Origin of the sequence: Streptomyces sp. NPDC088746 (assembly GCF_044751065.1) — a bacterium.
Lineage (GTDB): Bacteria > Actinomycetota > Actinomycetes > Streptomycetales > Streptomycetaceae > Streptomyces.
Genome location: NZ_JBIVLA010000008.1, coordinates 240,054 through 260,670 on the forward strand (window position 1 = coordinate 240,054; position 20,617 = coordinate 260,670).

Genomic DNA, 20,617 nt, shown 5'->3' on the forward strand with positions numbered 1-20,617 from the left:
TGATCGCCAGAGCGCAGTCAGGACCGGCCGGCTGCCGCGGACCGAAGGCGACGCCCTATGCAGCAGCCCCGCCACCGGATACGCGGGCACCGCCGGCCCCTCGCGCTCGCCGGAGCGACGGCCCTGGTCATCGCCACGATGGCATCGGCCAGCTCCACCCTCCCCATCGCCAGCCGCGCCTCCGCCGGACCGGCGGCCACCCCTCGGGGCACCGGCCTCGCCCCGTGCCGAATACCCACGGCCATGGGCGTACAGATGTCGGAGGGCCTGCCGACGCCCCCCGGCTACGCACGCTCCACCGGCCGCGTCAAAGCGCTCAACCTGATGATCGACTTCCCCGACGCGCAGGCGACGGAACCGGCCGAGGACCGGCTCGCGGAGTTCTTCCCGCAGACCTCAGACTGGTTCCGCACCAGCTCCTACGGCCGGCTCACCTACCTGCCCGAAACACCCGTGAAGGACTGGCTGCGGATGCCGCTGCCGTTCTCCGAGTACGGCATCGAGCGCGGCTCACCGTACGAACCGGGGTACCGCAAGATGGTCAAGGACCTGGTGACCGTCGCCGATCCGAAGGTCGACTTCTCGGCATACGACCTGGTCAACGTGCTGGTCACCCCGAACGCCGGGCCCTCGGCGCTGGACACCGTCCTGTCGGTGACCTTCTCCGGCAACGACGACGCCCCGTTCGCCGACGGCACCCCGCTCGCCAACACGTCCTTCGTCTACAGCCGCCAGGACGACGGCTCGGGCTCGTACGCGGAGACCGGTTACCGGGTGCTGCCCCACGAGAACGGCCACGTCTTCGGGCTGCCCGACCTCTACACGATGGAGGGCGGCGGCTCCGTGGGGCACTGGGACATCATGTCCGAGGACTGGGGGGCCAACAACGACCTCCTGGGCTGGCACAAGTGGAAGCTCGGCTGGCTGGCCAACGACCAGGTCAGCTGCGCCGCCATGCCCGGCACCAGCGAGCACGTCCTCGGACCGCTGGCCACGACGGGCGGCCCCAAGCTGGCCTTCGTGCCGGTGAGCGCGGAGTCCGGCTACGCGGTGGAGGTACGGACCGCGGAGGGCAACGACGAAGCGGTCTGCCGGCCCGGCGTCCTCATCTACAAGGTGAGCTCCGACGTCGACACCGGCCAGGGCCCGGTCTCCGTCGAGGACAGCACCGAGGACAGCGGCGGCTGCACGCGGCGGCCCAACGTCCACGCCGAGCTCTCCGACGCCCCGTTCGAACCCGGCGAGACGTTCACCGACCGGGCCGACGGCATACGCATATCCGTACTGGAGAAGGACGCCGACGGGAACTACCGGGTACGGATCACCCGTCCGTAAGGCCCTGGAAGCCCTGCCGGGCACGCTCCTGGACCACGCCGCGAAGCTCCCGCTTGAGGATCTTCCCCGTGGCGTTCCTCGGCAGCGGCTCCCTCGTCACCAGCACATGGGCGGGGACCTTGAACGCCGCGAGGCTCCGGCCCACGTGCTCCCGCAGCGCGTCCGCCGTGACGGCGGAGTCCGGGCCCACCCTGACGACCGCCGCGACCTCCTCGCCCAGGACCGGGTGCGGGACGCCGAGCACCGCCGCGTCCTCGACGTCGGGGTGGTCGTGCAGCGCGGCCTCGACCTCCACGCAGTACACGTTCTCGCCGCCCCGGATCACCATGTCCTTGATCCGGTCCACGACGGAAACCCGCCCGTCCCGCACGACGGCGAGGTCCCCCGTACGGAACCAGCCGCCGGTGAACGCCTCGGCCGTCGCCGCCTCGTCACGCCAGTAGCCACGGACCAGGGACTGACCGCGCAGCCACAGCTCGCCGGTCTCGCCGTCCGGGAGCGGATCGCCCCCGGGTCCGGCGATCCGCACCTCGGTGACCGGCGTCGGAGTTCCGGCGGAGTCCGGGTGCGCCCGGTAGGCGGCGCCGAAGACGGCGAGCACCCCGCCGCTGGTCTCGGTCAGGCCGTAACCGTTGCGCGGCTCGATCCGCTCGCCGTGCCGGGCCGTGAGCCGGGCGACCAGGTCGGGCGGAGCCGCGGCGCCTCCTGTGTTCAGCCCCTTCAGGCTCTCCAGTCCGTCGCCCGCGCGGTCCGCCGCCGCGAGCAGCTGGAGCGCGGTGGCCGGGACGCCCGCGTAGTGGGTGACCTCGTGCCGGCGGATGAGCCGCAGTGCCTCCTCGGCGTCCCACTTCTCCATCAGGACGAGGGTGCCGCCCGCCGCCATCGCGGCGTACAGGCCGGTGAACGCGGCGACGTGGAAGAACGGGAACGTCATCAGCGTGACCGGCGCCGGACCCTGTCCCGGGACCACTCCACGGCCCAGCGCCGAGGCTGCCGCCTGGTAGCGCGGGTTGAGGGCCGCGCCCGCCTGCGCGAGATGAGTGGCCACGGCCCCCTTGGGGCGCCCGGTGGTGCCGGAGGTGTAGATGATCGTGGAGTCGTCCTCGGGCCTGATCTCCACGTCGGGCGGCGCGGCGTACGGATCGGGCTCCGGGAGATCCGCGTACCGCTCGGCCCCGGGCGGCAGCTCCCCCTCGCCGTGGAAGACGACGAGGCGCGCCCCCGTCCTCCGGCACCGGTCCGCCACCTTCGGCAACTGCTCCCCGTCGACCAGCAGCACCGCCGGCTCGCAGTCGTCGAGGGCGTAGCCGAACTCCGCCTCGGTCCACCAGGTGTTGAGCGGTACGGCGACGAGTCCGGCGAGCTGCGCTGCCCAGAACGCGATCTGCCACTCGGGGCGGTTCCGCATCGCCACCACGGCCCGGTCACCGGGGCGGAGCCCGTACGACTCGGTGAGCCGCCGGGCGAGTGAGGAGGCGGCCGCGAAGAACTCACCGTACGAGCAGACGCGTTCGCCCGAGATCAGGAACGGCTGGTCACCGAAGGCCCAGGTGGTCTCCACGAACTCCCGCAGAGTGCGCGGGCCGTTCGCGTAGATGAGGGGCCCGTGCTCGGCGCGCACCACGGCGAACGGCGCCCCGGGTCCGGTCAACGACGCCTCGATACGGGCGGGGGCTGCGGGCTCGGACGAACTGCTGGGTTCGGCGTGCGGCACGGACGGCCTCTCGATGCACTGCGGACTGGCTCAGCGACCCGGCGACGCTATGCCCGCGCCCATTCCCCGTCAACCAGCCCCTACCGGAAGGCGGGCAGGCTGCGCTCGGCCCACGCGGCGAAGGGGGTGGCGGGGCGGCCGAGGACCTTCTCGACGTCCGGGCTGACGCGCCGCTCGGCGGGAAGCGGCAGCCCCAGGATGTCCAGGGTCCCGTCGACGACGACCCCCGGCATGAACTGCGCCATGTGGGCGAAGGCGGCCTCGCGGGTCAGCTCGACGAACGCCACTTCCTCGCCCAGGAGTTCCGCCAGGACCGCGGCCTGCTCGCGCGGAGTGACAGCGGCCGGCCCGGTCAGCTCGTAGGCCTGCCCGGCGTGGCCGTCCTCCCGCAGGGCGACCGCGGCGACCTCGGCGATGTCCGCGGGGTCGACGACCGGCAGCGCGACATCACCGAACGGCGCGAGCACGGTGCGCCCGGTGCGTACCGAATCGGCCCACGCGAAGGCGTTGGAGGCGAATCCGCCGGGCCGCAGAATCGTCCACTCCAGGCCCGAGTCGCGGACGGCGTGCTCGAACTCCCGCAGCCGGCCGTGCGAAACCGCCTCCGGGCGGGTCGTGGTGATCTGCGAGGAGAGCAGGACGACCTTGCGGACCCCCTCCTCCCTGGCGATGCCCAGCAGGGTCCCGGCGCTCTCGCCGCCGGTCAGCATCTCCCCGGCCAACAGGATGAACAACGCGTCGGCACCCTTCAGTACGCCGCGGAGGCTTTCCGCCACCCCCAGGTCCGCCCGCACGTGGCGAGCGCCTTCGGGCAGCTCGGCGGGGAGCGGCCCACGCGAGACGGCGGTGACCTCCTCGCCCCGGGCGGTGAGGGCGGCGACCAGCGCGCGGCCCACGTTTCCGGTGGATCCGGTGACAACGATCATGAGACTGCTCCTCGACAGGGGACGGAGAACCGCCAACAGACAGCGCCGGTGACATCGGCGTTCTGTGGCTTCTTCCGGGAAGCTAGCATCCTGAATAAAGTAGGTACCTAGAGGAAAGTGACTATCCGGAGGGCTCGTATGACCACCAGCACCGCACGACCGGGCGCCTGGGCCGCCCCCGCGCAGGGAGTGACCTCGGAGCAGGCATGTCCCATCGCCCCGGTGCTCGACATCGTCTTCAGCCGGTGGACGACGCCGATCCTCTGGACTCTCCACGCTTACGGGCGCCAGCGCTTCGTCGTACTGCAGCGCAACATCGGCACCATCACCCCGAAGGTGCTCACCCAGCGCCTGCGGCAGATGGAGCGCGACGGCCTGGTGCTGCGGACGTACCACCCGGAGGTGCCCCCCAGGGTGGAGTACGAGATCACCGACCTCGGAAGCAGCCTGGCACCGCTCTTCGCCCACCTCGCGGACTGGTCCGCGGACAACCTGCCGCGTGTCGAGAAGGCGCGGCAGGAGTTCGACGCGACGGAAGAGACGACCTCGGGCCGCGGCCGCTGAACGCGAGAGCGGCGCCCAGGCAGGGCCGGGACGCCCCCATCACGGAACGCGCCCACCCGCTACACTGATCCCGGTGCAGGGCCACGCCCTCGCACCGCACGGCTCAAAGGAACCGAGTACCTGGGTCCACAGGGACCCGACACCCGTTTCCTGGGCCGCGCCTTCGTAGCTCAGGGGATAGAGCACCGCTCTCCTAAAGCGGGTGTCGCAGGTTCGAATCCTGCCGGGGGCACAGACAGAAGGGCCAGGTCGGGAGGGGTTTCCTCCCGGGCTGGCCCTTCGTCGTTTCAGGAGCCGTGCCCCAGGCGTGCCACTGCGCCCACATCCCCACCCATGGCAGGAAGTCCTGGAACAGGTTGCCCAGGGCAGCCTTACGCAGAGTGCCGGATGGTCTGCAGCAGCCCGCCGGACCCATCATCGAGCAGCCAGAACGACCAGCCGTTGCGGTTCGGGTTCACGTCGGGCTTGTAGTACGCCACCACCGCTCGCGCCGCCCCGGTCGGCGTCTTGAAGCTCTGCCCGGCAAGCGGCCCCGAGGTGATGTCGTCTCCACATACACAACGTGTGGACGGTGGGGGCGTGACGGCTTCCGTGCGGAACGTTCGAGCGTCAGCGAAGCCGGATGGGCGGAAGAGGTTTCTCCTCATACAGCCGATGAACGGCGGTGTGGTGGTGAGCGGGGCAGTTCTCCGTTCTCACGGGTGAAGACCCTTCCGGCTCCCCCAGGCCCGCCCCGACGGGGCCAACGCCCGGGCGCCGGCCCCGCCGGCATTCTCACGTTCGTCTGTCAGGCCGTGGCGAGACCTGAGAGGGATCCGTCACCGAGGGCACCTCGGAGAACGTGGGCGATCTCCTCGGGCTTGAGATCGATGCCGTCGATCCCCTCCACGGTCAGCGGGACCTCCTCCAGTGCGTACTCGCCCCGGCCCTCTGCGCTGAACTCGGGCCCGGTGCGGTCGGCGAAGGACCAGGTCGCGATGCGGGTGAGGTAGAAGAGCTGGCGCTCGTCGTCGGACTCCATCGTGTGCAGGAGGCGGACGATGTCGGCCTTCCCTGCGATCTCCTCGTGGATCTCCCGATAGAGGGCGGCCTCACGGGACTCGTCTTCGGCTTCGACTCCTCCACCGGGAAGCACCCAGTACACGGGAACTCCGGGCTTGGTACGGCGGATGACCAGCATCGTGTCGTGCTCGGTGACGAGGACGGCTCGGACTCGTTCGATCATTCGGCTCTGTCTCCTTGCTCGTTGACGGTCTCAGTGCATCAGCCAGCCGCCGTCGACGTGGACTGATTGCCCCGTGATGAACGATGCGGAGGGCCCGGCGAGGAACGCCACGAGCGCCGCCACATCTTCGGGCCGCCCCCGGCGGGGAACACAGTCAGCGACATCTGACGGGCGATGAAAGCGCCGGGGACACGGCTCAGTAGGCCGCGAGCAGCCGTCCGAGCAGAGCCGCGGTGGCTTCGCCGGCCGAGGTCCGCGTCACGACGTTGAACTCCCAGGTGATGCCCTCGTGCAGAGAGACGATCGCGATGCCTTCGCTCGGCGGGATCACCAGTTCGGGAAGCAGCGCGATGCCGAGGCCGTTGGCGACGAAGACCGGGAGCGAGGGTTCAGCGGCGGCGGCCCGGCAGCGGGACCTCGGACCAGTCGGTGTCCGAGGCCAGGTAGAAGCCCGGGTACGCCGGTTGGTTGTACGCGGTCTGCTGCCGCGCCACCTCGGCGCGGTACTGGGCGTCGTGCATGAGGGTGTACATCTTGTGCCCGGTGAGCTCGGTGCTGAGATACATCCGGATCGCCGAGCTGTCCGCCGTGCGCACCAGCATTTCCTCGCGCCAGTCGCCGAGGACGTCGGCCACCAGCGAGGGGTTGCCCTTGGTGCCGTTGCCGGTCCTGGTGTCCGTGGCGGTCAGCCGGGTGCCGCGCCGCCAGTCGTTCACCGTGGGCGTGGCATCGCCCGAGCCGTCCACCAGCTGGGTGGTCAGGTCGCCCGCCCACCTGATGCTCATGTTGGTGCCCGGGGTGGCCGTTCCGACCGGTTCGCCGGCCGCGGTCCACAGCCCGGAGCCGTCCGAGCCGCCCGGCATCGAGGCCCAGGTCTCGAGGCCCGGGTGACTCGGGTCCACATCGCCGACCATGCCGCGCCCGGTGTCCCGGCCGCTGTACGCGCCGTACAGCACCTCGCCCGTCGCGGCGTCGCGCAGCGCATAACCGTAGGGTGCCGAGGTGCCGCCCTCGTGCACGGTGTAGATCTCCATGCCGGGGTGGTCGGGGTCGATGTCGGTCACGTGCATGGCGTCGCCGTGGCCGAGCCGCGCGTCCCGGCCGGGGGCCGGGCTCTGGGGCGGCATGGTGCCGGAGGAGCTGTAGAGCAGGGTGCCGTCGTCGTCGATGGTGGCCGAGCCGTAGACGATCTCCTGGCGGCCGTCGCCGTCCACGTCGGCCGCGCTGAGGGAGTGGAAGCCCTGGGTGGTGAGGGTGCCGAACTCCGGATCGGTGCCGTCGACGCCGTGCGGGGAGTCGTTGAACGGGTTGGACATCGGGGTGAAGCCGCTGTCCACGTCCCAGTCCTTGCGCAGGCTTCGGCCGTCCCACCGGTAGGCGGCCAGGGTGGTGCGGGTGTAGTAGCCGCGGGCGAACACCGCGGAGGGGTGCCGGCCGTCGAGGTAGGCGACTCCGGACAGGAAGCGGTCGACCCGGTTGCCCGGCTCGATCCGGCTCATGGCGTAGTCACCCCACATCAGCCCGTCGTCGTGCCGGCCGGGCTCGTAGCGGACGGTGTCCAGCTCGCGGCCCGTGGCGCCGTCGAAGACGGTCAGGTACTCGGGCCCGTCGAGGATGAACCCCTCGAAGGCGCGCAGGTTGTTCCTGGTGCTGCGGCTGGGCGCGTAGACGTCGATGAAGTGGTCCGCCAGCGCCTCGGCGTCCGCCCGGGAGAGCGGATAGGCGTAACGGTCCTCGATACCGAACGCCGACTCCAGGGTGGCGGGCCAGTCACCGGCGGCGACCTCGGGGTGCTGCTGCCAGTCGCGGAACATCCCGACCAGGTGGTCGCGGTAGTCGGCCGCGCTCAGGCGATAGTCGTCGGTGTGCGCGTACCCGGCCCTGACGTCGGCGCGGGGCATGGTGATGTACCGCTCGGATGCGACGCTTCCGTCCGCGCGGTAGCGGATGCTCCTGGTGCCGGGGGCGGTCTTGAACATCATCTCCGAGCGGCCGTCGCCGTCGAAGTCGTAGACCAGGAACTGGGTGTAATGGGCGCCCGCCCTGATGTTGGGTCCCAGGTCGATACGGTTCAGCAGCGTGCCGTCGAGGCGGTAGGTGTCGATGTAGGTACGGCCGGTGTACCCGGCCTGGGAGACGTCCTTGGAGTTGGACGGGTCCCACTTGACGACGTACTCGTACCGGCCGTCGCCGTCCACATCGCCGACGCTCATGTCGTTGGCGGAGTAGGTGTAGGCCTCGCCCGCGGGTGTGACGCCGCCGGCGGGCTTGCGCAGCGGCAGGTCGTAGAACCCGTCGGCCCACGGTGAGACGGGATCGCCGCGCCGGGCCTCCCGGCCGTCGACGATGGCGGCGACGCGGTACTCGGCGTCGGAAGCGCCTTGCCGGTCGAGGTAGTTGGTGCTGTCGGTGACGGTGGCTATCGGCCTGCCGTCACGGTAGACCCGGAAGTCGGCGCCGGCCAGGCCGGTGTCGGTGTGCCCGGTGACCTCCGAGCCGAGGAGGCGCCAGCTCAGGAACACTCCCTCCGCGCTGGAGACGGCGACCAGTCCCCGGTCCAGCCGCTCCAGCTGTGCGTCTCCCGCTCCCTGCCCGGCGTGGCCGGACCGGGCCGCCTGCGCGTCCACTCCCGTGCCGACGGCCAGCACCCCCGCCAGGAGCGCTACGGCCCATCTCCGTACCTTCATCGACAACCCTCTTACGCCGGGGGGTGATTCGTTTCATTGAGTCGTTTCAATCCTGGCCAGGCGCGACAGTACGAGGGGGCCGGGCAGCCGTCAAGGCTTCGCACCGCGATCGGGAGTCGTCCACCGCGACCCGGAACGCGAACACCGGGCCACTGCGCGGTGGCGGCGTCGTCCCCCGATCCGGCTTCACTCCGTGGAGAGCCGGCCGCCGCAGGGAGACACCGGCCTCGCCGCGACCGTGCTCGCGACGCTCGTCAGCGGCTCGCGCATGGGCCCCCGTAGGTCTCCCGGCAGCGAGGTGACCGGGGAGGGTGAACGGCCGGCAGACGCGGCCGCGCGCCCGAACCCCCCACCGCCCATCAGCCGTTCACCTGAGCAGACCGACCAGGCGGTCACGGACGTTGTCCTTGCCCCCCTCGGGGTCCGGCACCAGCTTCTCCCGGTCGCCGGGGCTCCGGACAAGGGCATGCAGCCGTCCGCCACTGCGGGCCAGCACCAGGTCCCTGCTGCTGCCCGCGGTCTCGGTCGATCCCTGCGCCGTGTAGTCGGTGACGGTGATCAGCGCGGAGCGCTCCGAGACGGCGAGCACCGCCTCGGCGTCCACCGCCTCACCGGGGCCCGCCGACGAGCCTCGCGGCAGCCACTCGGTGAGCGTGTCCAGGGCTTCCTTGAGCTTGTACAGACCCAGCTGATGGACGCCGAGCGCGTCGATGCGCACCATGAGGCAGATCCGCTCGGGTTGGGGCAGCAACAGGATGCGCCACGGCTCACCCGGACCCGACCCGGTCGTACGGGCGTCGAGCACCTTGCGGGCCCTCTGCTGGAACGCCACGGCGATGCCCAGGTCTCCCTGCACCTGGACCTGCTCGCCCGTGTCACCCGCCAGCAGCAGCTGCCGGGCCGCCAGCGAGCGGACGGCCTCGGCGATCACCTCGTCCGACGGCCTGGCCTCCAGGAAGTCCACGATCGCGTCCACGGCGGTGAGCTCCGCGACGGTGTACGCCCCGAGCAGCACCGGTCCTGTACCGACCAGGTTCACCACCGCCGACACCAGCCCCGACGGGGCGGAGGCCGCACCCGCGTCCGACGGTTCCGCGGCGGGAACCTCGCGCTGACCGTCGTCGCTCATGACGGCCCTCCCGGCTGCAACAGCGGCACCGCGGGCGGTACGCGACTCTCACGGAGCACCGCGGCGGCGCTGCGCGAGAGGGTCTCGGTCACCCAGACCTCGGAATTGCCGAACAGCCCACGGCCCGCCCTGCCGGACAGCGACTGTCCCAGCTCGCCGGCCAGGTCCTCCCGGTCCGGGGGCGGGAACCGGACCGCCAGGTCGGTGGAGACAGCGGAGGCGTCGTCCCCCTCCTCGATCCGGCGCAGCGCCTGGGTCAGCACCCGCGCGACCGGGGGCGTCAGGGACGTCGCCACGGCGAGGGACGGCGACAGGTAGAGCGGCCGCCGTTCCGTCATCCGCGACAGTCCCCAGGGCCCGACGTTGCTGCGTGTGATCCGGTAGACCACATAATCCATGAGGTGGCGGAGGTCGCTCACGCTGGGGAGCCTCCGCCCGCCGAAAGCGGCCGGTGTCTTCTCCAACTGCACCCAGGTTCCCTGGGCGGTGCGCCCGTGCAGCTTCTCCCGCACCACGGCCCCGCGCATCCCGATGTCCGGGTAGAGCGCCTTGTCGATGTCACGGTGGTGGCTGGACAGCCGCTCGTGACTCACCTCGGCGAACCGCCATTCCTCGTACAGCTGCGGTTCGTCCACCAGCACATGTCCGCCGCACAGCACGTCGTGCAACTGGGGCACCTGCAGTCCGTGGCGCTCGAGATCCGAGAGGACCACCGCTTCCTCCGGGCTGAGGCGGCGAGCTGCCTCGACCAGCCCCTTGCGGTAGACCCCGGCCTTCGCCGTGATCTCGATCATGAGCCGGACCCGGGTGCGCACCCGCTCGGCCCGCCGGTCGTTCTCACTGTCCGAGGCCGCCCCGCCGGGCCGCCTCAGGTGGGTGACCGCTGCCAGTGCGTGCTTTCGCTCCACGTCGTCAGTACAGCACGGTGGGCCTGTGCACGCACCAGCTCGGCGCCCCGGCCGGGGCGGGCACGGCACGAAGAGTCCGGTGCGCCGGATGCGGCTTTCAGGCCTGGTCCGCGTCGTCCGCCGTGTGGGGAAACAGGGGGAACAGCCGGGTGCCGAGGGCCACCGGTCGAGCACCGTCCGGCCGGGCCAGGGGGCGCTGTTCGCGGGCCCGGCAGCGCACGAGCGCCTGTCGGATCACGTCCGCGACCCGGCTCACCTCCTCAGGTGTCAGATGGGCGACAGCACTGAAGGCCTCGTCGTGCCTCCTCTCGGCGGCGCCTCGTCCCTTCGGGTCAGCCGTCGTTGCCTCGATGTCCGTGGCGTGCGAGCTGCGAGGAGCTCGAGGCTCCTCGACGACCGCCGGCCCGCAGCGGTCGCCACGACCGTGCGATTCCGTCAAGCCCCCTGCATCGGCGCTTCGCACGCCATGCGGGCATCGCGCCCGGCGTCACAAGGGCGCCCGCCTCGTCTCCTCCAGGATCTCGCCGATCACCCGCCGGGCCGTCCCCGCCATCACCGGGTTCGACGTCCGGTAGTACGAGAGCTCCATGAGCGCGATCGACAGGGCCCAGCCCCTCCCCCGTGCCCACGTCTCCGCGTCCACCCCCACCCGCGTACGGAAGATCCGCCTCGCCCCGGCCCGCAGCAAATACCAGCCGGGGATCAGGTCGACCGCGGGGTCGGCCAGGCCCATGCAGCCGAAGTCGATGACCGCGCTCAGCCGGCCGCCCGAGACCAGGACGTTGCCCGGCTGGAGGTCCCCGTGGACCCATACGGCCGGGCCCTGCGGTGCGGGGGCCCGCAGGGCTTCCGACCACGCGGCGGCCGCCGCCCCGGTGTCGATGACGCCGTGCAGCGCGTCCAGAGCGGCCCGGGTGGCCGTGCCCCGTGAGGCCAGCGGTTCGCTGCGGTAGGCCGGCGGGGCCCCGGCGGGGTCCACACCGCGCAGCGCGAGGACGAACTCCGCGATGTCGGCGGCCAGTTCGGCACCGCCCGCACCGGGGGCCGGGTTGGTGCCGTCGAGCCAGCGGCAGACCGACCAGGACCAGGGGTAGCCCTCGGCGGGCACACCCTCGGCCAGGGGTGTGGGGACGGCGAAGGGGAGGTGCGGGGCGAGGCGGGGCAGCCAGCGGCTCTCCGTCGCCACGTCCTTCGAGCCGCCCTCGATACGGGGCAGCCGTACGGCCATATCGGTGCCCAGCCGGTAGATGGCGTTGACCGTCCCGTGGGAGCCGACCCTCTCGACGGGGAGATCCGCCCACGCGGGGAACTGCCCGGCGAGCAGGCGCCGTACGAGCGCTGTGTCGGTCTTGGTCTCATCGGCGTGCATCCGGCCCATGCAAGCCGAACCGGGTGGGGCTGTCGAGCGAAATCCGGTGGGCCGCGCCTCCCCCGCTGCGGCAGGATCCCTGCCCATGACCCTCGTACTCCCGCCCCGTCTCACCGCCTCGGCCCGGACCCTCCGCGACAGCGCCCGGCGGCGGGGACTGCACACCGTGCGGCTGCCGGACCACGAGGTCCCCGTGGGGCTGCGCGGCGGGAGCGCGTATCTGCACGCCGGCCCCTCCTTCGCCGACGCCGTGGCCCCCGCCCTGGGTGTCGCCCCGCTCGAGGCCCCCGCCGACTGGCTGGCCCGGCTGCCCGCCGACTTCGTCCGGCGCGAGATCCGGGCCGTGCCCATCCGCGAGGCGTACGGGCTGCGCCGCCCGGTCTTCGTCAAGTCGCCGAACGACAAGGGCATCCCGGCGCTGGTCTACGCGGACGGATCCCGGCTGCCGGGGCCGGACGCGGTCGCTCCGGAGACGGTGGTGCTGGTGAGCGATGTCGTCGCGTTCGACGCGGAGTACCGGCTGTATCTGCTCGACGGGCAGGTTCACACCGGCAGCCGCTACGCCGTCTCGGGGCGGCTGCACCCGGCGCCGCTGTCCGCCGCGGCCCACGCGTTCGGCACGGAACTGCTCGCCGCGGTGGGGCACACCCTGCCGTCCGCGATCGTCGTCGACGTCGGAGTCACCGACGGAGGCCACTGGGCGGTCATCGAGGCCAACGCCGCCTGGGCCAGCGGCTGTTACGCCTCCGACCCGGACCGCGCACTGGAGGTGGTGCTCCGGGCCGCCGGCCCTGCCGCACACCTGGCGGAACGGGACGGCCCGTTCGTCCGGTGAACTCGTCAGCGGCAGGAGGCCTTCAGCTGGGCCGCCGCGTGGTGCGCGCCCACCAGCTCCGCGTCACCCCAGTCCCGGCCCCGGTCGACCATCTGCACCGCGAAGGTGTCCCCCTTGACCGGGTAGCTCCGTACGTCGACGGCGGTCCCCCGGTGCTCCGGCTGGTGCACGGCGAAGCCCGTATAGGCCGAGTCGGTGTCGTCCGGGTCGGACAGGACCCGGTAGACGGTCGGATCGCCCGCCACGTCCCGGTCGCGGACGCTGCTCGGCACGAAGACCGTCAGGGCGCACTCACGGAAGCCGTCACCGAGGTGCCAGGTCCAGACGGCGCTGCTCCCCCGGTCCTGGCCCGGGCTCCCCGACATCGGGACGGCGCTGAACCGGCCGTCGCACGGACCGTCCGCGAAGCCGCCCGAGTCGACGGTGTACCAGCCCGCGTCGCCGTTCTCGAAGCGCCCGCGCTCCGCGTAGCCGCCCGTGGTGCAGCCGGGCCCGGCCCACTCCGTGTAGCGGTAGCGGCCCGGGCCGGCAGAGGGCTCCGGTACGCCGTCCCCGGGCCCGATCCGGGTCGGGGCCCCGCCGCCGATCGGTACGGGCACGGCGCCGGCCCGGCCGGCCGCCTCCGGGCGCGCGCCTCCGGCACCCGTGGCGATCAGCGACACGGCGGTCGCCAGACTGCCCGCGGCCACGACGACTCCCGCCACGAGCAGCGCCTTCCGCCGCCGGGGCAGCGTGGAGAACCGGCCCGCCAGCGTCTCCTCGGCGATCCAGGAACCGCTGCCGCGAGGCGAGCGCTCCACGGAACCGCACCGGGGGCAGACCATGCCCGGCAGCGGACCGATGTGTTCACCGCCGCAATGTTGGCACCTCATGGCAGCACACCATGCCAGTGCGGCGAGCCCGGAGGGAGAGTTCCCGCACTTATTGGCGCAGTTCCTCGGGACAGGGCGTACCCGGCTGGAACTGGTACGGCCCCGCCAGGCGGTAGACCCCCGGGCGCGGTGCGAGCAGCTCGGTCCACTCGTCGCCGTCCGCGTCCTCCTCCACCTTGATCAGACAGCCGTGATCGTTGGTGAACTCCTTCGGAGCGTTCCCGTCCTCCTCCGAACGCTTCTTGGACGCCTCCGTCTCCTGCGGCCGCTCCACTCCCTTGCCGTCCTCGTCGACGACGGCCAGCCACCGGGAGTACGGGATCCGGATCAGGACCCGGCCCGCCGACCGCACGCGGATCGTCAGCCTGTCGTCACCGGCCCGCTCCACCGTCGCGGGCGGATCGGCGAGCGGCACCGGGTCCAGGACCCGGAACACCTTCCAGTTGGCGTCGCTCCAGACCGCCTTCAGATACGGCAGTCCCTTCTCGACGAGCGCGGTCTCCTGCTCGGCCCCCGAGTCCGGCTTCCCGGTGGGCAGCACCACGTAGTGCACGGCCCAGCGGTCCAGCCACTCGCGGTAGTTCATGGAGTTGAGGGTGTCGTCGTAGAAGAGCGGGTTGCGCTTCATGTCGGCCTGCCGGTTCCAGCCGCGCGCCAGATTCACGTACGGCACGAGCGCCGAGGCCTCACGGTGGCTGCTGGGGGGTACGACCTCGACCCTGCCCCGCTCCGCCCCCACCCTCTGGAGCTGGTTGACCAGCGGGGCCAGCGAACGGTTCCAGGACGCGTCGGGGGCGGTACGCACGATGTCGTCGACACCCTTGAAACCGATCCAGAAGTTCAGCCCCGCGAAGACGAGGAGCAGCGCGTACCAGCGCCGGGTGCGCGGAGCCGTGTACGGGAGCGCGGCGAGCAGGACGACACCGGCGAACAGCATCGCCATGCGCGAGACGTTCGAGCCGATCTGCGAGTCGACCACATAGGTCAGCAGCGTCCCGGCGCCGTAGACCGCGGCGGCCGTCCGCACGGTGCGCCAGTCGCGGGGGACCAGGAAGAAGACGAAGACCGAGTACAGGAACGGCAGTGACAGGGTGCCCAGGGCCATCGGCTGGGTGCCCGAGAACGGGAACAGCCACGAGGACAGGACCACCACCGCGACGGGGGCCAGACCCAGCGCGTACGCCCCGGGGCGCCGTTTGTTCAGGAAGAGCGCCGCGGCGACGACACCGAGGAAGAGCCCGGCGACGGGGCTGCCCGCCGTGGCGAGCCCGGCCAGCGGCGCGGCGATCCCGGCCTTCGCCCACCGCTTGTAGCGCCAGCGGTGGGGCCAGCAGAAGACGGCGGCGACGGCACCGAGCGCGAACATCATGCCGAGCCCGAACGTCACCCGGCCGGACAGGGCGTTGCACAGGTACGCGAAGACCCCGGCGAGCGCGCACGCGACCGGGTTACGGACCGCGGGGACCCGCACCAGGATCAGGGCGGTGAGCGCCGAGGACACCGTGCCGGCGATCATCATCGTCGACCGGACGCCGAGCACCGACATCAGGTAGGGCGACACCACGCTGTACGAGACCGGGTGCATGCCCCCGTACCAGGCGAGGTTGTACGCCGTACCGGGGTGGCGGCCGACGAACTCGGACCAGGCGTCCTGGGCGGCGATGTCACCGCCGCTGTTCGCGAAGAAGAAGAACCAGAGGAGGTGCACGGCCGCGGCGACCGCGGTGGTCAGCAGGACCGGGTGGCGCAGGAGACGGCTCCGTATCGAGCTGTCGGGACCGTCGCCGCCACCGGTGGACTGGGCCGGGATCCGGACCGGGCTGCTCCCGGCGGGCGGGCCGGTCTCGGCCCGTGTCGGCTCAGCGGTGGTCACTGCGACTCTCCCCGTCCTCGCCCGGGCCTGCCGAACCGTCCATGTACCGCACGGCCTCATCCGTACTCGGAAGGACGCGTCCCGACGCCCGACCGTTGCCTTTGGGACGCTAGCACGCGGCATTTTCGCCGCGCTGCCCTATGGGGGACACGCCCCTGTCCCCGCGGGGGCGGGGACAGGGGGGCGGCCGTCAGGTGATGCGGGTGAGCTTGTCGCCGAAGCCCGGTTCCGTCATCTCGCTCTGGAGGGCGACCGGGGCGGAGACCTTGCCCGTCCCGGTACCGACCGTCACCTCGCCGACGACGGTGCCCGCCTTCGCCGTGTGGGCGGGCACCTCGCCGCCGTCGGTCAGCTTGAGATCCACCTCGAGCCCGCCCCAGCCGACGGCCTTGAGGTCCTTGGTCGCGACCACCGGCGTCTGCCCGCCGAAGCCGTTGTCGACGTAACCGACGACCTGGCCCTTCTTGACGACGGTGGCGGAGTCGACGCCCTCCTGGGCGGTCCGGATCAGCGCCAGGCTGCTCTGCAGGGCGCGCTGCAGCTTGGCGTCCAGGGTCCCGTCGACGTCGGCACCCATCACCGCGCCGATGATCCGCCGGGTCTTGCCGTCGATGACCGTGTCGGCCGTCCAGATGAGGTTGCCGCCGGCGGGGGTCGACGAACCGGTCTTGATGCCGCTGACGCCGGGCTCCAGCAGGATGTTGTTGTTGTTGTAGATCATCTTGCCGATGCCCGGGATCTCGGCCTGCGGCATGTTCACGATCTCGCGGAAGACGTCGTTCTGCATGACCGCCTTGGCCAGCTTGAGCTGGTCCGCGGGGGTGGACCGGGTGGTGGCCTCGAGACCGCTGGGGTCCGTGTACACCGAGTTCGTCATCCCGAGGTCCTCGGCCGCCGCGTTCATCTTCTCGACGAACGCCTTCTCGGTGTCGGCGTCCCAGCGGGCCAGGAGCCGCGCCACGTTGTTGCCGGACGGGATCATCAGAAGCTGGAGCATCTGACGCTCCGTGTACTTCTGGCCCTCCTTGATGGGCGCCGTCGACTCGTCAGGCCTGTTCGCCTCGTCGCCGGCCTTCGCGTCGACCACGATCTGGTCGCCCGCCTGCTTGCCGGTGATCGGGTGGCCCTGGAGGATCACGTAGGCCGTCATGATCTTCGCGACGCTCGCGATCGGCGCGGACTTCTCCTTGCCGTACGTGCCGATGGTGCCGACACCCTCGACCTCCACGGCACCCTGTCCGTCCTCCGGCCACGGCATGTCCAGCTTCTCGCCGCCGAAGGCGTACGTGGGTGAGGCGGAGAGGGTCAGCGTGGGGTCGGGCAGCGGACGCATCGCCTGCGCGATCGCAAAGATGACCAGGACGAGCAGGAGGAGCGGCGTCCAGATCTTCACCCGCCGGACCGCGGTGCGGACGGGGGTCTCCGGGGGCGGCGGAGTGTTCGTCAGCTCGGCGAGCAGGTCGAGCGGCGGCCTGGGCGGCATGGGCTGCTGCCTGGTCCGCTCGGCCTCGGCGAAACCCGCCCCGGGGCTCGCGGGGGTGCCGGGTCCGGCCGCGACGTCCGGGGTGACCGTGGGACCGACCACGGGCGCGGGGCGTACGTCGTCCGAGCGCAGCGGGACGAACTTGCTGGTCCGCTCGGCGGGGGCCTCGGGCGCCCCGGGGGCTCCGGAGTCCTTGGCGGCCCAGGAGGCGGGCTTACGCGCGGCCGCCTTCTCCTTCGGCGGGAGCTTCAGCGCGGTCGTCGGGTGGTCGATCTGCTCGGCCCGCGGCGCCTTGAAGACGGCCGTCGGATGATCGATTCCTCGCCCGTCGCGCGCGGGGTCCGCCTCCTGGGCAGGGGAGGCCTCCTCGCGGGTCTTCGGGACCCGGGGGGCGTCGCCGGAGGCGCGGGTGGCCGGTGCGTCGGCCTCGGCGTCCGCGGACCCGGTGGCCGCGTCGGATGCCTCGGCGTCCGTGGGCTCCTCGGTGTCCGTGAGCTTCTCGGCGTCCGTGGGCTCCTCGGCGTCCGTGGGCTCCTCGGCGTCCGTGGGCTCCTCGGCGTCCGTGGGCTCCTCGGCGTCGTCGGAGCCCTTGGTGTCGCTGCCGGCCGGGGCCTTGGCATCGCTGCCGGCCGGGGCTTCGGCGTCCTCGCCGGCCCGGGTCCCGGCGGCGGGAGCGGCCGGTGTCCCGGCGTCCTCGTCCGCCGACGAGTCGTCGTCGCCGGCCGGGGTCACGTCGGCGTCCGACGACATTTCGTCGTCGGCGCTCTCCGTCTTCATCTCCTCGGTGCCGGCCGGATCCCCACCGCCGCTCGCGGACACCTTGCCGTCGTCCTCGGACGGCTTGTCGGCACCTTCGGCCGCACCGCTGCGACCTGCGGCTTCCTCGTCGGGCCCGGTCGCCACCCATGCCGCGACGGCGGCACGCAGCCGGGCGTCGGTGGGCGTCGATCCGGCCTCGGAGCCGGCCTCGGACTCGCCATCCGACTCTGCGCCGTCGGCGTCGACGGCCTCCTCGCGCTCGGAGCCTGAATCGGACCCGGCCTCGGAGCCGGAGTCCGCCTCGGCGCCGGAACGGCCGGAATCAGCCTCGACCTCTGCTTCGGCCTCGGTGCCGGAGTCCGGCTTCGCCCCCTCGGAGGAAACCGCCGAGGGCGCCTCAGGCACCGCCGTGGCCTCCCCTGCCGCGTCCTCCGCCTTCTCGGCCTCCCCGGCCGCCTCACGGGGCGTGGAGGCCCTCTCAGGGCCCTCTGCGCCCTCCGAGGCGCCGGAGGCGCCCCCGGAGGCGTCGGCCTCCGCGGGGTGCGGCAGGCGGAAGACAGCCGTCTCGCTGTCCTTCGCGGTGCCTGTCGCCCCGTCCGCCGTACTCCTGTCCGCCGCAGCGCCCGGTTCACGGAACACGGCGAGACGCGGATCGCGTTCCTCCGCCGACCCCGACGACTTCCGCTGCTCCGACTTGCCGGGGGACTCGCCCGCCACCGATACCTCCTTGATGAGCCGCGGGGACATGCCCGCACTGTCCGAACCATCTACCAGTGTCCTGTGTGAACCCTTGACCGAGCCGCTAGACGAGAACGACATACCTAACGGTTCCCTCACAAAGCACCCAGGCACCCTCGACAGACCAATGTGAGAGGGGTCACCCTGTCATTCATCCACGCGGGGAGGCATGGATGGGCAGGAGCCGCAGAACAATTCCGGAGGAGCTTCTGCTGCTCGCTCTGGACCCGACCACGGGTACCACAGCGCAGCCGCAGTCGCTCGACCTCGGCCTGGCCGGGGCACAGCTAGTGGAGCTGGCTCTGGCAGGACGGATAGCCCCTGACGGGGATCGTATCGCCGTGGTGATGCCACGGCCGACAGGAGATCCGACTCTGGACTCCGCACTGGAACTGCTGCGCCGTCGTGGCAGTCCGGTTCGGGCGGTCCACTGGATCGGCGGGCCCCGGCTGGGACTTCGCCAGATCTACCTCGCTCATCTGGAGCGGTGCGGCATGGTTCATGCCGTGGCGGGCCAGATGTGCGGAGTGCTGCCGACGACTCGCTACCAGGCGACGGACACGGCAATCAGCCGGGACATCCGAGCCCGGCTGGACAACGCGATCCGCACCGGCGTACCGCCGGACCCGCGGACCGCGGCGCTCGCCGCACTGGCCCACGCGGTCGGACTCGGCAAGCACCTGTACCCCGGGAACGAGGGGCGCTCATCGCGCTCCCGGCTCCGGGACCTGATCAGACACGACCCGATGGGCGGTCTCGTGGCGCACGCCGTGATGGACGTCCAGAACGGCGTGGCCGTCCAGCCACGCCGTAATCAGCAGACGGCAGGCGTGCCGTTGCAGCCGCAAGCACAAGCGCGTCGCGGCAGCATGGCGCACACCTCCGTCCACTGACAGCACGACCGCGCGGACACTTGGCGCGGAGTACCGAATACCGCCATATCGCCGCACCGACGTCCCCATGACCCGGTTCGGGAGCCGCACCAGGCGCGGGGCAGCCGGATCCACCGGCTGCCCCGCGCTCTTGCCTGCGCTGATTGCGTGTGGCCATTTCCCAGCGCGGCCGGGGCCCCGGGTGGCAATCTGCTGAGCAAGCAGATACGCACAGCTACATCAGCTGCATAGCCGGAGGTGCCGTTCCCGTGCCGACCAACGTCAATCCCACTGTCAGGCGACGCCGGCTGGGCCAGGAACTGCGCCGCCTCCGCGAGATCAAGGGCATGACGGCCGAGGAGGTGGCGGAGCGCCTGCTGGTCTCGCAGTCGAAGATCAGCCGGCTGGAGAACGGCCGCCGCTCGATCAGCCAGCGCGACGTACGCGATCTCTGCGGGGTCTACGAGGTCGAGGACCACCGCATCGTCGACTCGCTGATGCAGATGGCCAAGGACTCCCGCCAGCAGGGCTGGTGGCACGCCTTCGGCGACATCCCGTACAGCGTGTACATCGGGCTGGAGACCGACGCCGAGTCCCTCCGGGTGTACGAACCCCAGGTGGTCCCCGGACTGTTGCAGACCCGGGGTTATGCGGAGGCCCTGATCAACGGCGCCCTGCCCGAGGCGCCGCCGTCCGACATCGAGAAGCGGGTGAACGTCCGGGCCCGCCGCCAGGACCGCGTCAACGCCCCTGAGCACCCCCTTCGCCTGTGGGCGGTCATCGACGAGTCCGCCCTGCGCCGGCTGGTCGGCGGCAAGCAGGTCATGATCGAACAGCTGGAGCACCTCATCGAGCAGTCCCAACTGCCCCATGTGACCGTGCAGGTGCTGCCCTTCGACATGGGGGCGCACCCCGGCATCAACGGGCAGTACGCCATCCTGGAGTTCCCCGACGCCGCGGACTCCAGCGTCGTGTACATCGAGGGCGTGACCAGCGACCTCTACCTGGAGAAGGCGAACGACGTACAGCGCTACAGCGTCATGTACGAGCACCTGAGGGCGCAGGCGCTGAACGTGGACCAGACCCGCCAGTTCATCGGCGACATCGCCAAGGAATACACCCGCTGAGAGCCTCCGGGTACCCGCCGGAACAGGCCTGCCCGACAAGACCGTTTGTGCGGGAAATGCTGCGATGTAAGCGAGGTGGGGGCGGGACGATACACCGCCACCACCTCGCAGCGGAAGACCCGCATGGAATATGCCATCCGGTCGAGTGAACGGCCCCACCACCACGCGATGTTGGCGAGTAGCGTCGATCACGCCAACAGG

Annotated in this window: 17 protein-coding genes, 1 tRNA gene and 1 pseudogene; 6 read left to right on the forward strand and 13 right to left on the reverse strand. The window is 71.6% G+C overall.

Translation table 11 applies throughout. The features are described 5' to 3' along the window. The first annotated feature begins 57 nt into the window (after nucleotides 1–57). A complete protein-coding gene (locus ACIP63_RS30700; RefSeq protein WP_401522104.1) occupies nucleotides 58–1,335 on the forward strand; it encodes a M6 family metalloprotease domain-containing protein in 1,278 nt (425 codons plus the stop codon). Here the strand turns inward: ACIP63_RS30700 and ACIP63_RS30705 are convergent. Further along, complete coding sequence (locus ACIP63_RS30705) at nucleotides 1,322–3,049, reverse strand: class I adenylate-forming enzyme family protein (protein WP_401522107.1); 1,728 nt, start codon at nucleotides 3,047–3,049, stop codon at nucleotides 1,322–1,324. The two genes, ACIP63_RS30700 and ACIP63_RS30705, sit on opposite strands and share 14 nt — an antisense overlap. A gap of 80 nt (nucleotides 3,050–3,129) precedes the next feature. Next, nucleotides 3,130–3,975: an NAD(P)H-binding protein gene (locus tag ACIP63_RS30710; RefSeq protein WP_401522109.1), complete on the reverse strand. Its 846-nt coding sequence runs from the start codon at nucleotides 3,973–3,975 to the stop codon at nucleotides 3,130–3,132. A 138-nt stretch (nucleotides 3,976–4,113) separates the two neighbouring features. Here ACIP63_RS30710 and ACIP63_RS30715 point away from each other — a divergent pair, with 138 nt between their 5' ends. Beyond that, the gene (locus ACIP63_RS30715; protein ID WP_401522111.1) at nucleotides 4,114–4,539 is read left to right on the forward strand and encodes a winged helix-turn-helix transcriptional regulator; all 426 of its coding nucleotides are present in this window, start codon (nucleotides 4,114–4,116) and stop codon (nucleotides 4,537–4,539) included. Nucleotides 4,540–4,698: 159 nt separating this feature from the next. Then, nucleotides 4,699–4,771 (forward strand) — tRNA-Arg (locus tag ACIP63_RS30720). Nucleotides 4,772–5,326: 555 nt separating this feature from the next. Here ACIP63_RS30720 and ACIP63_RS30725 read toward each other — a convergent pair. From ACIP63_RS30725 to ACIP63_RS30760, 8 genes and pseudogenes are all read right to left on the reverse strand, one after another. Further along, entirely contained in the window at nucleotides 5,327–5,764 is a 438-nt protein-coding gene (locus ACIP63_RS30725; RefSeq protein ID WP_401522113.1) for an NUDIX domain-containing protein, read from the reverse strand. A gap of 30 nt (nucleotides 5,765–5,794) precedes the next feature. Then, a pseudogene (locus ACIP63_RS30730) lies at nucleotides 5,795–5,902 on the reverse strand (SDR family oxidoreductase); the annotation flags it as partial. Nucleotides 5,903–5,960: 58 nt separating this feature from the next. Next, complete coding sequence (locus tag ACIP63_RS30735) at nucleotides 5,961–6,095, reverse strand: hypothetical protein (protein WP_401522116.1); 135 nt, start codon at nucleotides 6,093–6,095, stop codon at nucleotides 5,961–5,963. Nucleotides 6,096–6,153: 58 nt separating this feature from the next. Further along, nucleotides 6,154–8,451 (reverse strand): rhamnogalacturonan lyase, encoded by a 2,298-nt coding sequence (locus tag ACIP63_RS30740; protein WP_401522119.1) that lies wholly within the window; start codon nucleotides 8,449–8,451, stop codon nucleotides 6,154–6,156. A 367-nt stretch (nucleotides 8,452–8,818) separates the two neighbouring features. Further along, nucleotides 8,819–9,580: a hypothetical protein gene (locus ACIP63_RS30745; RefSeq protein ID WP_401522121.1), complete on the reverse strand. Its 762-nt coding sequence runs from the start codon at nucleotides 9,578–9,580 to the stop codon at nucleotides 8,819–8,821. Then, on the reverse strand, nucleotides 9,577–10,488 hold the full coding sequence (locus ACIP63_RS30750) for a hypothetical protein (protein ID WP_401522123.1): 912 nt from the start codon (nucleotides 10,486–10,488) through the stop codon (nucleotides 9,577–9,579). The genes ACIP63_RS30745 and ACIP63_RS30750 overlap by 4 nt, the downstream gene beginning before the upstream one ends. Before the next feature lie 97 nt (nucleotides 10,489–10,585). Further along, entirely contained in the window at nucleotides 10,586–10,744 is a 159-nt protein-coding gene (locus ACIP63_RS30755) for a hypothetical protein (RefSeq protein ID WP_401522125.1), read from the reverse strand. A 231-nt stretch (nucleotides 10,745–10,975) separates the two neighbouring features. Then, nucleotides 10,976–11,857 carry an aminoglycoside phosphotransferase family protein gene (locus ACIP63_RS30760; RefSeq protein ID WP_401522128.1) on the reverse strand — a complete coding sequence of 294 codons (882 nt, stop codon included), beginning with the start codon at nucleotides 11,855–11,857 and terminating at the stop codon, nucleotides 10,976–10,978. Nucleotides 11,858–11,942: 85 nt separating this feature from the next. Between ACIP63_RS30760 and ACIP63_RS30765 the strand changes: the two genes are divergently transcribed. Further along, nucleotides 11,943–12,692: an ATP-grasp domain-containing protein gene (locus ACIP63_RS30765; protein ID WP_401522131.1), complete on the forward strand. Its 750-nt coding sequence runs from the start codon at nucleotides 11,943–11,945 to the stop codon at nucleotides 12,690–12,692. A 5-nt stretch (nucleotides 12,693–12,697) separates the two neighbouring features. Here ACIP63_RS30765 and ACIP63_RS30770 read toward each other — a convergent pair whose 3' ends face one another. The 3 genes from ACIP63_RS30770 to ACIP63_RS30780 form a co-directional block, all read right to left on the reverse strand. After that, nucleotides 12,698–13,516 carry an adhesin gene (locus ACIP63_RS30770; protein WP_401522479.1) on the reverse strand — a complete coding sequence of 273 codons (819 nt, stop codon included), beginning with the start codon at nucleotides 13,514–13,516 and terminating at the stop codon, nucleotides 12,698–12,700. Between the two features lie 97 nt (nucleotides 13,517–13,613). Then, on the reverse strand, nucleotides 13,614–15,437 hold the full coding sequence (locus ACIP63_RS30775; RefSeq protein WP_401522133.1) for an MFS transporter: 1,824 nt from the start codon (nucleotides 15,435–15,437) through the stop codon (nucleotides 13,614–13,616). A gap of 190 nt (nucleotides 15,438–15,627) precedes the next feature. Beyond that, a complete protein-coding gene (locus tag ACIP63_RS30780; RefSeq protein WP_401522135.1) occupies nucleotides 15,628–18,426 on the reverse strand; it encodes a serine hydrolase in 2,799 nt (932 codons plus the stop codon). 164 nt (nucleotides 18,427–18,590) lie between these two features. Between ACIP63_RS30780 and ACIP63_RS30785 the strand changes: the two genes are divergently transcribed. Together ACIP63_RS30785 and ACIP63_RS30790 are read left to right on the forward strand one after the other, a co-directional pair. Next, nucleotides 18,591–19,310 (forward strand): GPP34 family phosphoprotein, encoded by a 720-nt coding sequence (locus ACIP63_RS30785; protein ID WP_356709848.1) that lies wholly within the window; start codon nucleotides 18,591–18,593, stop codon nucleotides 19,308–19,310. Between the two features lie 248 nt (nucleotides 19,311–19,558). Next, entirely contained in the window at nucleotides 19,559–20,416 is an 858-nt protein-coding gene (locus tag ACIP63_RS30790; protein WP_401522138.1) for a helix-turn-helix domain-containing protein, read from the forward strand. Nucleotides 20,417–20,617 lie beyond the last annotated feature (201 nt).

What these genes read in the sequence shown, in the direction of transcription:
- ACIP63_RS30700 (WP_401522104.1), top strand. Translation starts at nt 58, where the DNA reads ATGCAGCAGCCCCGCCACCGGATACGCGGGCACCGCCGGCCCCTCGCG.
- ACIP63_RS30710 (WP_401522109.1), bottom strand. Translation starts at nt 3,975, where the DNA reads ATGATCGTTGTCACCGGATCCACCGGAAACGTGGGCCGCGCGCTGGTC.
- ACIP63_RS30715 (WP_401522111.1), top strand. Translation starts at nt 4,114, where the DNA reads ATGACCACCAGCACCGCACGACCGGGCGCCTGGGCCGCCCCCGCGCAG.
- ACIP63_RS30725 (WP_401522113.1), bottom strand. Translation starts at nt 5,764, where the DNA reads ATGATCGAACGAGTCCGAGCCGTCCTCGTCACCGAGCACGACACGATG.
- ACIP63_RS30740 (WP_401522119.1), bottom strand. Translation starts at nt 8,451, where the DNA reads ATGAAGGTACGGAGATGGGCCGTAGCGCTCCTGGCGGGGGTGCTGGCC.
- ACIP63_RS30745 (WP_401522121.1), bottom strand. Translation starts at nt 9,580, where the DNA reads ATGAGCGACGACGGTCAGCGCGAGGTTCCCGCCGCGGAACCGTCGGAC.
- ACIP63_RS30760 (WP_401522128.1), bottom strand. Translation starts at nt 11,857, where the DNA reads ATGCACGCCGATGAGACCAAGACCGACACAGCGCTCGTACGGCGCCTG.
- ACIP63_RS30765 (WP_401522131.1), top strand. Translation starts at nt 11,943, where the DNA reads ATGACCCTCGTACTCCCGCCCCGTCTCACCGCCTCGGCCCGGACCCTC.
- ACIP63_RS30770 (WP_401522479.1), bottom strand. Translation starts at nt 13,516, where the DNA reads ATGGTCTGCCCCCGGTGCGGTTCCGTGGAGCGCTCGCCTCGCGGCAGC.
- ACIP63_RS30780 (WP_401522135.1), bottom strand. Translation starts at nt 18,426, where the DNA reads ATGTCCCCGCGGCTCATCAAGGAGGTATCGGTGGCGGGCGAGTCCCCC.
- ACIP63_RS30785 (WP_356709848.1), top strand. Translation starts at nt 18,591, where the DNA reads ATGGGCAGGAGCCGCAGAACAATTCCGGAGGAGCTTCTGCTGCTCGCT.